This window comes from Enterocloster lavalensis (assembly GCF_046603895.1).
Lineage (GTDB): Bacteria > Bacillota > Clostridia > Lachnospirales > Lachnospiraceae > Enterocloster > Enterocloster lavalensis.
Genome location: NZ_CP176637.1, coordinates 2,160,841 through 2,174,363, shown reverse-complemented (window position 1 = coordinate 2,174,363; position 13,523 = coordinate 2,160,841). Strand labels below are relative to the sequence as shown.

15 protein-coding genes and 1 other annotated feature are annotated in these 13,523 nt (G+C 54.3%); all 15 genes read left to right on the top strand.

Annotated elements, in window-relative coordinates; translation table 11 throughout:
* The first annotated feature begins 3 nt into the window (after positions 1–3).
* A complete protein-coding gene (locus ACK2JC_RS09610; RefSeq protein ID WP_320938496.1) occupies positions 4–1,404 on the top strand; it encodes an ABC transporter substrate-binding protein in 1,401 nt (466 codons plus the stop codon).
* Positions 1,405–1,538: 134 nt separating this feature from the next.
* Complete coding sequence (locus ACK2JC_RS09605; RefSeq protein WP_408608742.1) at positions 1,539–2,411, top strand: carbohydrate ABC transporter permease; 873 nt, start codon at positions 1,539–1,541, stop codon at positions 2,409–2,411.
* 4 nt (positions 2,412–2,415) lie between these two features.
* Entirely contained in the window at positions 2,416–3,273 is an 858-nt protein-coding gene (locus tag ACK2JC_RS09600; RefSeq protein WP_040413241.1) for a carbohydrate ABC transporter permease, read from the top strand.
* Between the two features lie 81 nt (positions 3,274–3,354).
* Entirely contained in the window at positions 3,355–4,344 is a 990-nt protein-coding gene (locus ACK2JC_RS09595) for a LacI family DNA-binding transcriptional regulator (protein ID WP_092371083.1), read from the top strand.
* A 735-nt stretch (positions 4,345–5,079) separates the two neighbouring features.
* Positions 5,080–6,099, top strand: coding sequence for a rod shape-determining protein (locus ACK2JC_RS09590; protein ID WP_024737796.1), 1,020 nt, complete (start codon positions 5,080–5,082; stop codon positions 6,097–6,099).
* A gap of 21 nt (positions 6,100–6,120) precedes the next feature.
* Positions 6,121–8,406 (top strand): AAA family ATPase, encoded by a 2,286-nt coding sequence (locus ACK2JC_RS09585; RefSeq protein WP_320938495.1) that lies wholly within the window; start codon positions 6,121–6,123, stop codon positions 8,404–8,406.
* Between the two features lie 21 nt (positions 8,407–8,427).
* Positions 8,428–9,150, top strand: coding sequence for a ComF family protein (locus tag ACK2JC_RS09580; protein ID WP_320938494.1), 723 nt, complete (start codon positions 8,428–8,430; stop codon positions 9,148–9,150).
* A gap of 65 nt (positions 9,151–9,215) precedes the next feature.
* Positions 9,216–9,389, top strand: coding sequence for a chorismate--pyruvate lyase (locus ACK2JC_RS09575; RefSeq protein ID WP_092371092.1), 174 nt, complete (start codon positions 9,216–9,218; stop codon positions 9,387–9,389).
* 270 nt (positions 9,390–9,659) lie between these two features.
* Positions 9,660–9,809: a 50S ribosomal protein L33 gene (gene rpmG, locus ACK2JC_RS09570; protein WP_080552267.1), complete on the top strand. Its 150-nt coding sequence runs from the start codon at positions 9,660–9,662 to the stop codon at positions 9,807–9,809.
* Positions 9,810–9,836: 27 nt separating this feature from the next.
* A complete protein-coding gene (gene secE, locus ACK2JC_RS09565; protein ID WP_007719831.1) occupies positions 9,837–10,100 on the top strand; it encodes a preprotein translocase subunit SecE in 264 nt (87 codons plus the stop codon).
* A gap of 18 nt (positions 10,101–10,118) precedes the next feature.
* A complete protein-coding gene (gene nusG, locus ACK2JC_RS09560; RefSeq protein WP_007719829.1) occupies positions 10,119–10,634 on the top strand; it encodes a transcription termination/antitermination protein NusG in 516 nt (171 codons plus the stop codon).
* A gap of 84 nt (positions 10,635–10,718) precedes the next feature.
* Entirely contained in the window at positions 10,719–11,144 is a 426-nt protein-coding gene (gene rplK / locus ACK2JC_RS09555) for a 50S ribosomal protein L11 (RefSeq protein ID WP_007719827.1), read from the top strand.
* 179 nt (positions 11,145–11,323) lie between these two features.
* Positions 11,324–12,019: a 50S ribosomal protein L1 gene (gene rplA / locus ACK2JC_RS09550; RefSeq protein ID WP_092371095.1), complete on the top strand. Its 696-nt coding sequence runs from the start codon at positions 11,324–11,326 to the stop codon at positions 12,017–12,019.
* Positions 12,020–12,242: 223 nt separating this feature from the next.
* Positions 12,243–12,391, top strand: a sequence feature (ribosomal protein L10 leader region).
* 43 nt (positions 12,392–12,434) lie between these two features.
* On the top strand, positions 12,435–12,935 hold the full coding sequence (rplJ, locus tag ACK2JC_RS09545; protein ID WP_007719823.1) for a 50S ribosomal protein L10: 501 nt from the start codon (positions 12,435–12,437) through the stop codon (positions 12,933–12,935).
* A gap of 57 nt (positions 12,936–12,992) precedes the next feature.
* Entirely contained in the window at positions 12,993–13,367 is a 375-nt protein-coding gene (gene rplL, locus ACK2JC_RS09540; RefSeq protein ID WP_007719821.1) for a 50S ribosomal protein L7/L12, read from the top strand.
* The last annotated feature ends 156 nt before the right edge of the window (positions 13,368–13,523 follow it).

The following is a 13,523-nucleotide window of genomic DNA, read 5'->3' as shown; positions in this document are numbered from 1 at the left end:
TTTATGAAAAAATGGAATCGCGTACTGGCGGCAGCTATGGCGGCTGTGATGGCAGCCAGTTTAACCGCGTGTGGAGGCGGCAAGGCGCCGGAGACCACTGCGGAGGCCACAGAGACGGCGAAGGCCGAGACGGAGGCCCAGGCAGCCGAGGAGACTACGGCGGCGCCCGCGGCAGCGGAAGGCCTTGCGGTCAATACCACGGACCCCATTGAGATCACCTTCAGCTGGTGGGGCGGAGACTCCAGACACGAGGCTACCCTGAAGGCGGTGGACGCATTCATGGAGAAATATCCCAATATCACGGTAAAAAGCTCTTACTCCGCATGGGACGGCTGGGAGGATAAGATGTCCTCGCAGTTTGCAACCGGAACCGCACCCGACGTTAACCAGATCAACTGGAACTGGATTACCTCCTTCAGCTCCGATGGAAGCGCCTTCTATGATCTGAACAAACTCTCCGACATCCTGGATCTGACCCAGTTCTCCCAGGGCTATCTGGACCAGTGCACCGTTGCAGGCAAGCTGCAGGGCGTGCCGATTTCCATGACCGGAAGAATCTTCTACTGGAACAAAACAACCTATGAAAAGGCGGGTCTTGAGACGCCCAAGACGCTGGCGGATCTGACCGCGGCCGGCAAGGTGTTTGAGGAAAAGCTGGGCAAGGATTATTATCCCCTGGCAATGAATGAGTACGACAGAACCATTTTTATGGTATACTATCTGGAGTCCAAGTACGGCAAGGCCTGGGTTGAGAACAACCAGCTTCAGTACACCAAGGAAGAGATCGAGGACGGCCTGCAGTTCATCCAGTCCCTGGAAGAGCAGCACGTGATCCCCTCCATCGCCACCATCGCAGGCGACGGAGCAGCTTCCTTTGACAAGAATCCCAAGTGGATGGAAGGCAAGTACGCCGGCATCTTTGAGTGGGATTCCGCGGCTCCCAAGCAGCAGGCCGCTTTGAACGAAGGACAGGAGTTTGTGGTAGGCGAGGAGCTGGCCGACATGGGCGACTACAAGGGTGGATTTGCCAAGGTTTCCATGTGCTACGGCATCTCTGAGAACACCAAGCACCCGGCGGAGTGCGCAGCGCTTGTAAACTTCCTGCTGAACGAAGAGGCTGGTGTGGCGCCGGTAGGCTCCGAGAGAGGAATCCCCTGCTCCGCAGCCGGTTTGCAGATTTGCAAGGATCAGGGACTTCTGGATCCGATCGTCACGGAAGCCAACGAGAAGGTGCTGAGCTATGTGTCCTTCCCTCTGGATCCCAAGTTTGAGGCCAGCGCGTTAAAGGCCACCAACGAAGGCGTTTACTGGGATGTGATGGCAGGCTTGAGCTACGGAGACTACGACATCGACGAGGCCTCCGACGTGCTGATCGAAGGGATCAACAAAGTCCTGCAGAAGTAAAGAATGAATGAAGAGCAGCACAGCGGTCTTCGCGCCATGCGGGGAGACCGCTGCAATTATGAGAAGGAGGGAACGGTATGAAAAAGGCGGCAGTTAATGCTCAGCCCGCGGGCCGCAAAGGAATGAAAAAGGTAATAAAGGAGAACAAGGGGTTCTTCTTTATCCTTCCCTGGCTGATTGGATTCCTTATTTTTAAAGTGTACCCCTTTGGGTCGTCCTTGTTTTACAGCTTTACGGATTACCATCTGTTCGACGGGATATCGAAATTCGGCCTGATGAACTACGATGAGATCATCCACACCAAAAAAATTGTAAAGGCCTTTGTGGTGACTATGAAATATGCGTTCATGACGGTTCCCCTCAAATTGGTGTTTGCTCTGTTTATCGCTTACATATTAAACTTCAAGCTGAAGGGCGTGAACCTGTTCCGAACCGCCTACTACATCCCTTCGATCCTGGGTGGGTCCATCGCCATCGCGGTACTGTGGAAAGCGGTATTTAAGGACGACGGCATCATCAACATGCTGCTGGGCTACATTGGCATCGAGGGCCCCAACTGGCTGGCCAGTCCGCCCCACGCCCTGTTTGTCATCTCCCTTTTGAGGGTCTGGCAGTTCGGTTCCGCCATGGTCATTTTCCTGGCCGCCTTAAAGGGCGTTCCCGGGGACCTGTACGAGGCGGCTTCCATTGACGGAGCCGGAAAATGGAGACAGTTTTTCAGCATCACGGTGCCGCTCATCACGCCGGTGATCTTCTACAATCTGGTCACCCAGCTGTGCCAGGCGTTCCAGGAGTTCAACGGCCCCTTCATCATCACCCAGGGCGGCCCCAGAAACGCCACCATGCTGATCTCTATGCTGATTTACAACAACGCGTTCAAGAGCTACGAGATGGGTATGGCCAGCGCCCAGGCCTGGCTGCTGTTCCTGATCGTGATGACCTTCACGGCCGTTGCATTTATCAGCCAGAAGAAGTGGGTTTACTATTCAGACGAGGATGGGAGGTAGGAAAATGACAAGGGAAACCAGAAGAGCCATCAACACGTTCATGCGTTATTTGGTCCTCATTGTCGTGGGCCTGGTGATGATCTACCCTCTGATCTGGATGGTGGGAGCCACATTTAAAACCAACAACGAAATATTCAGCGGAATCGGTTTTATCCCCAAGAACCCCACGTTCTCCGGCTATAAAAACGCGCTGAAGAACTACGGCGGCGACATTGACATTTTCAAAGCCATGATCAACACCTACAGCATCGTGCTGCCCAAGGTGCTGTTCACCATCATCTCCGCCACCGTTACGGCATACGGATTCGCGCGTTTCCAGTTCCGGGGGAAGAACCTGCTGTTTGCGGTGCTGATGTCCACCCTGTTCCTGCCCCAGGTGGTGCTGAACGTGCCTCAGTTCATCCTGTTCAACAAATTTGGCTGGATCGACTCCCCGCTGTACATGGCGCTCATCGTACCCACCTTATTTGCCACCGATACTTACTTTGTGTTCATGTTGATCCAGTTTTTACGGAACATTCCGGGCGAGCTGGAGGAGGCGGCCTGTATCGACGGCTGCGGCTCCATCAAGACCCTGTGGTACGTGATCGTGCCCATGTTGAAGCCCTCCATCGTATCCTGCGCCCTGTTCCAGTTCATGTGGTCCTCCAACGACTTTATGGGCCCCCTGCTCTACGTGAACACGCCCGCCAAGTATCCGGCCTCCATCTTCGTGAAAATGTCCATGGACGCGGATGCGGGCTTTGAGTGGAACCGCGTGCTGGCCATGTCGCTGATCTCCATTATCCCGTCCCTGATCGTGTTCCTGGCGGCTCAGGACCAGTTTATCGACGGAATCGCAGCCGGCGGCGTAAAGGGATAACCGGAAAACGCTTCCCCTCTTTGCAAATAAGGAAAAGAATGCTATAGTAAGACAAGAAACGCATTGACAGGAGTGTGACCTATGGCAGTTACAATCAAGGACATTGCAAAAAAGGCGGGCGTATCCTATTCAACGGTATCCAGGGCATTGAACGATCAGAACGCTGACAAATCAGACAAGAAGAAGAGGATTTTAAGAATCGCCAAGGAGATGGGCTACGTGCCCAACCAGGCGGCCATCAACCTTAAAATGTCAAGATCCTATGTGATCGGGCTCTATTTTTCCACGATCAGCAAGATGACCTCCCCCTTTGTGCTTCACGATGTGCTGACCGGGGTCTACAGCGTGGTGGGCAGCCGGTACAATGTCGTGGTCAAGGGCATCGACATGCACGAGCCGGGCACGCTCAACCCCACCTACTACGACGGCATCATCGTCCTGTCCCAGCGGAATGAGGATCTGGCGTTCATGGAAGAGGTTATGGACAAGAACATCCCCATGGTGGTGATCTGCCGCACCGTATTCCTGGACGTCCCTAATGTGACCACAGACGAGTCGCGGGCCGTGGAGAAGGCCATGGACTACCTGCTGGAAAACGGCCACAAAAATATCGGCGTGATCGAGGGAGACCCGCGCCTGGATTCCACCAGGCTGCGCCACAGGGGATGGAGGGCAGCTGCCGAAGCCCACGGCCTCGATCCGGAGCGTATCCCGGTGGAGTACGGAAATTACCGTTTTACAAGCGGATATCAGGCGGCCAGGAAGCTGCTTGAGCAGGAACTGACCGCTATACTGTGCTTTAACGATGAGATGGCCTTCGGCGCCCGGGAAGCGATTGTGGAGCTGGGCCTTAAGGTTCCCGACGACATCTCCCTGATCGGATTCGATAACTGGGATATGTCGGGTTACGCCAGCATGAAGCTGACCACTGTGGAGCGGAACATGGGCGATATCGCAATCGAGGGCACCCGGATTCTCCTGCGCCGCCTGGAGGACGGAATCATCGACAACCGCAGAGTGTATCTGGAGAATAAACTGATCATCCGCGAGACGGTGAAGAAATTGAATTGAAAATGCCGACGGACCGTGGGCTGGCGGGAAAAGAGGGAGCATGATGGAGAAATCATGCTCTTTCCTATTATAAATGGGATTATTTTCATATAATATCAGATGATGGAATGGGCAGAATGGATACAGGAGAACAACAGCCAAACGGCTATATGGTGGCCCATTGCATTCAATAAAAAACCGCTTTGCACCAGCAAAGCGGTTAAACTTTTTAGGGGGGCCGGCTAAGGTGCGACCCTTAGCCGGTATGAGTATGAAAAAGCTTTGTGATTCCAAGTAATCACTTGAAACAAAGGCCTTGCTCACCTCTCGGTGAACATGTTATTATAATAGGCCAGAATTGTGACAAAAGTATGTCTACACAATGAAAAAAACATAAAGAATATAAAAAACAAAAAAACCCTTTGAAAACTTTGCGATATTGTATATAATAGAAGCAATGCAAGAATGGCAGTAGCCGCGCAACCCCTTATTTTACAAGAAAAACGTAACAGTTCAGACGGCTCATCTTCTTGACCGAAAAGACCGGTCAAGAAGCATCGGATGTTCATCCGATGTGAAAATTGGCGTGGAAACCCGCTTACAAGCGAGCTTGACGCGGCTTACCGCGCCAATTTTCTCGCCGTCTGAACTGTTACGCAAAAATGGGGTTTCCGACAGAAGCGGCGTGACAGATGGGTACACTGTGTTCCGGGACAAGCCGCCCGGGATGCTTACAGCAAGGAGGAAATAAATTATATGTTTTCAATGATGTCAAATGATATTGGAATTGACTTGGGAACCGCCAGCATCCTGGTGTACATCAAGGGTAAGGGCGTTGTGTTAAAAGAACCTTCCGTGGTCGCCATCGACCGCGACAGCAACAAGATTATCACCTTCGGCGAGGAGGCCCGCCTGATGATCGGCCGTACGCCGGGCAACATCGTGGCCGTGCGTCCCCTGCGCCAGGGCGTGATCTCCGATTACACCATCACCGAGAAGATGCTCAAATACTTCATCCGCAAGGCGGTGGGCAAGAAGACCCTGCGCAAGCCCAGAATCAGCGTGTGTATCCCCAGCGGCGCCACCGAGGTGGAGAAAAAGGCCGTGGAGGACGCCACCTACCAGGCCGGCGCAAGGGAAGTGGCCATCATCGAGGAGCCGGTGGCCGCAGCCATCGGAGCCGGAATCGACATTGGCAAGGCCTGCGGAAACATGATCGTGGACATCGGCGGCGGCACGGCCGACATCGCGGTCATCTCCTTAGGCGGCCCCGTGGTCAGCACCTCCATCAAGGTGGCGGGCGACGACTTCGACGAGGCCCTGGTGCGCTACATGCGCAAAAAGCACAACCTGCTCATCGGCGAGCGGACCGCCGAGGAGATTAAGATCAACGTGGGCGCGGCCTACCGCCGTCCCGAGGTCCTCACCATGGAGGTGAGAGGCCGTAACCTGGTAACCGGCCTGCCAAAGACCATTGTGGTGACCTCCGACGAGACGCTGGAGGCCCTGAGAGAGCCGGCCATGCAGATCGTGGACGCCGTGCACAACGTGCTGGAGCGCACCCCGCCTGAGCTGGCGGCGGATATCTTTGACCGCGGCATCGTGATGACCGGCGGCGGTTCCCTGCTCAGCGGCCTGGACGCCCTGATCGAGGAAAAGACGGGCATCAGCACCATGATCGCGGAGGATCCCCTGACCGCGGTGGCCATCGGCACCGGCAAGTTTATCGAATTTGCCCACGGAATGGGTCTGGACGGGGAACGTGACGAATACTGATCCGGGGACTGAAAGCGCAATATGGCAACGATCACAGGATTTATTGAGAAAATCAAGTTCCGGAATGAGGAGAACGGCTACACGGTCCTGACCGCCACGAACCAGCACGACGGCGACGAGGTGGTCATGGTGGGAAACTTCGCCTATGTGGGCGAGGGCGACATGATCCAGGCCACGGGCCGTTTGACGGAACACCCCATATACGGTGAACAGCTGCAGGTGGAGAGCTACGAGATCAAGACTCCCGAGGACACGCTGTCCATGGAACGATATCTGGGCTCCGGTGCCATAAAAGGCATCGGGGCCGCTTTGGCTGCCCGGATTGTCCGCCATTTCAAGGCCGACACCTTCCGGATCATGGAGGAGGAGCCGGAGCGCCTCTCCGAGGTTAAGGGCATCAGCGAGAAGATGGCCATGGCCATCGCCGAGCAGGTGGAGGAGAAAAAGGACATGCGCCAGGCCATGATGTTCCTGCAGAACTACGGCATTTCCCTCAATCTCGCTGTAAAAATTTACCAGGAGTACGGCCCCAAGCTCTACGGCATTTTGAAGGAAAATCCCTACCGCCTGGCCGACGACATTCCGGGCGTGGGCTTTAAGATGGCGGATGAGATCGCCGGGAAGGTGGGCATTTTCACCGATTCCGACTACCGGGTGAAGGCGGGGATGCTCTACACCCTTCTGCAGGCGGTGGGAAACGGACATACATACCTGCCGTTAAACGAGTTGCTAAAGGAAGCCTCCGAGCTGCTGAAGGTGGCCCCCTCCGCTATGGACAAGCACCTGATGGATATGCAGATGGAGAAGCGCCTGGTGGTGAAAAATACCCCGGAGGGTCAGATCGTCTACTCTTCCCAGTATTATTACCTGGAACTGAACACGGCCCGGATGCTCCACGACTTAAACATCCGCGGCGGCATCCCGGAGACGGAGATCAAGAGCCGCCTGCTGAAGGTGGAGCAGCAGGAATCCATTCAGCTGGACGGACTTCAGGAGCAGGCGGTGATGGAGGCGGTAAACAGCGGTCTGTTAATCATCACCGGCGGCCCTGGAACGGGAAAAACCACCACCATCAACACCATTATCCGCTACTTTGAGATGGAAGGCATGGAAATCCTTCTGGCAGCCCCCACCGGCCGCGCGGCCAAACGTATGACCGAGGCCACGGGCTGCGAGGCCAGAACTATCCACCGCCTGCTGGAGCTGGTACCCGCCCCCGCGGCCACGGCCCGGGATATCCCGGGGGCTCCCGGCGGCAAGGGTGGGCCGTCCGGCATGGCGGGGATGCATTTTGAGCGCAACGAGGAGAATCCGCTGGATGCGGACGTTATTATCATAGACGAGATGTCCATGGTGGACATTCACCTCATGCACGCCCTGCTGCGGGCGGTGAATGTGGGAACCCGCCTGATCCTGGTGGGCGACGTGGACCAGCTGCCCAGCGTGGGCCCCGGAAACGTGCTGCGGGACATGATCGATTCCCAGTGCTTCAACATGGTCAAGCTGACCCGCATTTTCCGGCAGGCGGCCCAGAGCGACATCATCGTGAACGCCCACCGGATCAACGAGGGCCAGCCGGTGGATCTGGCCAAGCGCAGCAACGATTTCCTGTTCATCCGCCGGGAGAACCCGGACGCCATCATAAGCGCCATGGTCACGCTGATCCAGAAGAAGCTGCCCGGCTACGTCAAGGCCCAGCCCTACGACATCCAGGTGATGACGCCCATGCGCAAGGGAGCCCTGGGAGTGGAACGGCTGAACCAGATTCTCCAGAGTTTCTTAAATCCGCCGGACAAGACCAAGACGGAAAAGGAATCCGGCGGCACCATCTACCGGGTGGGCGACAAGGTCATGCAGATCCGGAACAACTACCAGATGGAGTGGGAGATTGTGAACCGCTACGGAATTCCCATAGAGACTGGGAGCGGAATCTTCAACGGCGACATGGGCATTATCCGGGAGATCAACGACTACGCCGAGCTTCTCACCGTGGAGTTCGACGAGGGCAAGCGGGTGGAGTACAGCTTCAAGCAGCTGGAAGAGCTGGAGCTGGCCTACGCCATCACCATCCACAAGTCCCAGGGCAGCGAGTACCCTGCGGTGATTATCCCCATGCACAGCGGCCCGCGGATGCTCATGACCCGGAACCTGATCTACACCGCCGTCACCCGCGCCCGCACCTGCGTCTGCCTGGTGGGCCTGCCGGAGGTATTTGCAGCCATGGCCGGCAACAGCATGGAACAGAAGCGCTACACAGGGCTGCGGCAGCGGATTGAAGAGCTGTATGCGTTGGAGGAAGAGGAGTAGGTTCCACATCCGGAGGTGCTGATGATTTTAAAATCCCTGACAGACTGCGCAATCGATGCGCTCTTTCCCCGCCGCTGCCCGGTCTGCGGCCACATCGTCGTGCCCAGGGGGCGTCTGATCTGCCCTGGCTGCATGAACCGCCTGTCCTGGGTGAAACAGCCCGTCTGCAAGTCCTGCGGCAAGGAACTGTCCGTGGATACGGTGGAATACTGCTTCGACTGCGCACGCCGTCCCCGCAGCTTTGTATACGGCCGCGCCCTGATCAATTACAACGAAGCGGCTTCCCGCTCCATGGCCCAGATCAAGTACAACAACCGGCGGGAATACCTGGACTACTACGCTGGGGAGATGGTCCGCCGGCTTGGCCCTGCCGTTAAGGCGATGAAGGCCCAGGCCCTGGTTCCGGTGCCCGTCCACCCGGAGCGTTTGAAAACCAGGGGCTTCAACCAGGCGGAGGAGCTGGCACGGCGTCTGTCCGGCGGCCTGGGGCTGCCTGTGGAAACCGGCCTTCTTTCCCGCAACAAAAACACCGCGCCCCAGAAAGACCTAAACCCCGCCCAGCGCCTGAAAAACCTGGAGGAGGCATTTTCGGCAAAATGTCCCCGGACAGGGCTTACATCCGTGATTTTGGTGGACGATATCTACACCACCGGCAGCACGGTGGAGGCCTGCAGCCGGGTTTTGACGCGGGCCGGCGTTTCCAGGGTATATTTTCTTTGTATCTGCATCGGAGGCGGGCGCTGAGCCCCGCGAGGCTGGAATGCGGTTTCATGCCGAAACCGGCGAAAGATGAATTGGGAGGAAGAAAAATGGGAATATTTGACTATGAGGTGATACAGATCGACGGCGACTACGCCCATCTCAGGAACCTGGACCGTCCGGAGGACGGGTTAAAGCTGGTGGCAAGGGCGCTGCTGCCCCAGGAGATACAGGAGGGAAGCAGGCTGCATTACGAGTGCTTTGAGTACACGCTGGTTTGCTGACAGCAGCGGCATCCGGGCCTGGACCTCGGGCCCGGGCGTGTGCGCGGCGGTTTTCAGCTCTGTCAACCCGGCGGATATGCCAAAAATACCAGGTTTTTCCAGCGCAGAATCCGGCGAAAACCCGTAAAAATCGCGCATTATGCTTGACAGTATGCGGTTATTGTGGTAAACTGTACGGGCGAATGGAAGAGCTTAGGTCTTTTTTTTATGCTCAAAAATAAGGTCCTGAGCAAAATGTGAACTACGATAATATAAGTGGAGGTGGAAGTCGTGCGAACAAAGATCACACTGGCATGTACAGAATGCAAACAACGCAACTACAACATGACTAAGGATAAGAAAACTCATCCTGACCGTATGGAGACCAAGAAGTATTGCAGATTCTGCAAGACCCATACGCTGCACAAAGAAACGAAGTAATCCGGCTCAGTAAAGGACGTGAATGTTATGGGAGAAACAGCAGCCAACACTGCAGTAACCACAGAGAAAGCGGCCAAGGCTGAAAAACCCGACAAGGCGAAAAAAGCCAAGAAGGAACAGAAGCCCAGCTTCTTTAAGGGGTTGAAAACTGAGTACAAGAAAATCGTCTTTGCTGACAGACAGACCGTTACCAAGCAGACCATTGCCGTTGTCCTTTCATCTATTTTTCTGGGTGTGGTGATCATGCTCCTGGACATGGTGATCAAATTTGGTTTAGGATTTATCTTTTAATAAGGCGAGGGTGAATGTATGTCAGAAGCACATTGGTATGTAGTCCATACCTACTCAGGTTATGAGAACAAAGTCAAAGTCGACATTGAGAAGACGATTGAGAACAGAAACCTTCAGGACCAGATCTTAGAAGTTTCCGTGCCCATGCTCCCGGTTGTGGAGCTGAAAAACGGCGTGGAGAAAAAAGCTGATAAGAAAATGTTCCCGGGTTACGTGCTGATCCACATGGTCATGAACGACGACACGTGGTATGTGGTGCGTAACACCCGCGGTGTCACGGGCTTTGTGGGTCCGGGCTCCAAGCCGGTACCCCTGACCGAGGACGAGATGAAAGGTCTCGGCTTCCGACATGAGGATGTCGTCGTTGACTTTGAAGTTGGAGATACGGTCGTTGTAACAAACGGTGCCTGGAAAGATACCGTCGGCGCCATCAAGGCGATTAACGACGGCAAGAAAACTGTCACGATCAACGTGGAAATGTTCGGTCGTGAGACACCGGTTGAACTTGGCTTCGCGGAAGTCAAGAAAATGTAACACAAGGAATCAGCCGCTGCGGGCGCAGCAGCTGGTGGGAGGGAGATTCCCGACAATACCACATAATTTTAGGAGGTGCCTAAGATGGCAAAGAAAGTAACAGGTTACATCAAATTACAGATTCCTGCTGGTAAGGCAACACCAGCACCGCCAGTTGGACCGGCTCTTGGTCAGCATGGTGTTAATATCGTACAGTTTACGAAGGAATTCAACGCTAGAACAGCAGATCAGGGTGATATGATCATCCCGGTTGTTATCACTGTATATGCGGACAGAAGCTTCAGCTTCATTACCAAAACCCCGCCGGCTGCCGTACTGCTCAAGAAGGCTTGCAATCTGAAGTCCGCTTCCGCAGTTCCGAACAAGACCAAGGTAGCCACCATCAGCAAGGCAGAAGTACAGAAGATCGCAGAACTGAAGATGCCCGACTTAAATGCCGCGAGCGTCGAAGCTGCAATGAGCATGATCGCCGGTACTGCCAGAAGCATGGGAATCGTTGTAGAGGACTGACTGTGAGCGCTTAGTGAGGTATCTCACGAACTTAGCGCGAACGTCGTTCGCGAATCTTAGCGAGGTCTTATCGAGCTTAGATGAGTGAACATACCCGATTAAAACATGCAAATTGATGGGATTAACATGAAAACGTGGGAGGGAGATTCCCCGACAACACCACTAGGAGGTTATTTAGAATGAGATCAGGTAAAAGATATGCAGAGGCCTTTAAGAATGTAGACCGTACTGCACTTTATGACACCGCAGATGCGATTGCATTGGTTAAGAAGAATGCTTCTGCCAAATTTGACGAGACTGTAGAAGCCCATATCAGAACAGGCTGTGACGGACGTCACGCTGACCAGCAGATCCGTGGAGCCGTCGTGCTGCCTCACGGCACCGGCAAGGTAGTTCGTATTCTGGTATTCGCAAAGGGACCGAAGGCCGACGAGGCTCAGGCTGCAGGCGCAGACTATGTAGGCGCCGAGGAGCTGATCCCGAAGATCCAGAACGAGGGCTGGCTGGACTTTGACGTAGTTGTGGCAACTCCGGACATGATGGGCGTTGTAGGCCGTCTGGGCCGCGTACTGGGCCCCAAGGGCCTTATGCCCAACCCCAAGGCCGGAACCGTAACCATGGACGTTACCAAGGCCATCAACGACATCAAAGCCGGTAAGATTGAGTACAGACTCGACAAGACCAACATTATCCATGTGCCAGTAGGAAAAGCTTCTTTCACAGAAGATCAGTTAGCCGACAACTTCCAGACGCTTATTGAAGCAATCATGAAAGCGAAGCCGAGCACCGTTAAGGGCGCTTACCTTAAGAGCGTTACCCTGACCTCTACCATGGGTCCTGGCGTAAAGCTGAACGTAGCAAAGCTGACCAACTAATTCGTGTTTGCGTATATTAAAGGTAACAGTTCAGGACGGCGGGGAAATTGGTACAGAAGGCAGCGTCAAGCTTGCTTGTAAGCTGTTTTTTGCACCAATTTCCACATCGGATGGACATCCGATGCTTCTTGACCGTCTTTTTGGTCAAGAAGATGAGCCGTCCTGAACTGTTACTATATAAAGATGATTTTTCATCTTGACATCCATCATATCGTATGATATGATACCCGAGTATTGAATGCCTAAGACAGCAGGTGCCGCAAGGCGTAAGGCGTAACCGCCTGCCGAGGAACATACAAAAACTCAAGCTTTTTTGTGATGAGATTTTGCAGACCTCTCTGTCTTTGGACGGAGAGGTCTTTTCCATGCTATGACGGTTTTCAATGCGAAAATTTTATAAGGAGGTAAACCATTCATGGCAAAAGTTGAATTAAAACAGCCGATTGTGGACGAGATCAAAGGTGTGCTCGACGGCGCTCAGGGAGCGGTTGTGGTAGATTACCGCGGCCTTACAGTTGAGCAGGATACTCGTCTGCGTAAGCAGCTGAGAGAAGCCGGGGTGATCTACAAGGTATACAAGAATACCCTGATCAAGCGTGCCGCAGAAGGGACAGCGTTTTCCGCTCTGAATCCCGATCTGGAAGGCCCGACTGCTCTGGCCGTATCCAAGGAAGACGCCACAGCTCCCGCAAGAGTTCTGGCCAATTTCGCCAAGACTGCTCCCAAGCTGGAGTTAAAAGCATGTGTTGTTGAAGGCACATACTACGACACCAAGGGAACCCAGGTGATCGCTACCATCCCGTCCAGAGAAGAACTGCTGGGCAAGCTGCTTGGAAGCATCCAGTCCCCGATTACCAACTTTGCCCGCGTTATCAATCAGATCGCGGAGTCCAAGGGCGGCGCTGCCGAGGCATAAGTTTCGGTCGCAATATTATCAGAAAACAAATTCGAATTATAATAGGAGGAATATAAAATGGCAAAGTTAACCACCGCAGAGTTTATCGAAGCTATCAAGGAATTATCCGTATTAGAACTGAACGATTTAGTAAAAGCATGTGAGGAAGAGTTCGGCGTATCCGCAGCAGCAGGCGTTGTAGTTGCAGCAGCAGGCGGCGCAGCAGCAGCTGAGGAAGAGAAGACCGAGTTCGACGTAGAGCTGACCGAGGTTGGCCCGAACAAGGTTAAGGTTATCAAGGTTGTACGTGAAGCCACCGGCCTGGGCCTGAAGGAAGCCAAGGAAGTAGTTGATTCCGCTCCGAAGGCTGTTAAGTCCGGCGTTTCCAAGGAAGAGGCCGAAGAGCTGAAGACCAAGTTAGAGGCCGAGGGCGCAAAGGTTACTTTGAAATAATTCCACGAAACAATTTAGACGGCGGGAAAATTGGTGAGGAAGGCCGTGTCAAGCTTGCTTGTAAGCGGCCATCCACGCCAATTTTCACATCGGATGAATATCCGATGCTTCTTGACCGGCCTTACCGGTCAAGAAGACAAGCCGTCGGACGGTTGC

Coding starts and splice junctions, on each gene's coding strand:
- ACK2JC_RS09610 (WP_320938496.1), top strand. CDS start 4: ATGAAAAAATGGAATCGCGTACTGGCGGCAGCTATGGCGGCTGTGATG.
- ACK2JC_RS09600 (WP_040413241.1), top strand. CDS start 2,416: ATGACAAGGGAAACCAGAAGAGCCATCAACACGTTCATGCGTTATTTG.
- ACK2JC_RS09595 (WP_092371083.1), top strand. CDS start 3,355: ATGGCAGTTACAATCAAGGACATTGCAAAAAAGGCGGGCGTATCCTAT.
- ACK2JC_RS09590 (WP_024737796.1), top strand. CDS start 5,080: ATGTTTTCAATGATGTCAAATGATATTGGAATTGACTTGGGAACCGCC.
- ACK2JC_RS09585 (WP_320938495.1), top strand. CDS start 6,121: ATGGCAACGATCACAGGATTTATTGAGAAAATCAAGTTCCGGAATGAG.
- ACK2JC_RS09580 (WP_320938494.1), top strand. CDS start 8,428: ATGATTTTAAAATCCCTGACAGACTGCGCAATCGATGCGCTCTTTCCC.
- ACK2JC_RS09575 (WP_092371092.1), top strand. CDS start 9,216: ATGGGAATATTTGACTATGAGGTGATACAGATCGACGGCGACTACGCC.
- secE (WP_007719831.1), top strand. CDS start 9,837: ATGGGAGAAACAGCAGCCAACACTGCAGTAACCACAGAGAAAGCGGCC.
- nusG (WP_007719829.1), top strand. CDS start 10,119: ATGTCAGAAGCACATTGGTATGTAGTCCATACCTACTCAGGTTATGAG.
- rplK (WP_007719827.1), top strand. CDS start 10,719: ATGGCAAAGAAAGTAACAGGTTACATCAAATTACAGATTCCTGCTGGT.
- rplA (WP_092371095.1), top strand. CDS start 11,324: ATGAGATCAGGTAAAAGATATGCAGAGGCCTTTAAGAATGTAGACCGT.
- rplJ (WP_007719823.1), top strand. CDS start 12,435: ATGGCAAAAGTTGAATTAAAACAGCCGATTGTGGACGAGATCAAAGGT.
- rplL (WP_007719821.1), top strand. CDS start 12,993: ATGGCAAAGTTAACCACCGCAGAGTTTATCGAAGCTATCAAGGAATTA.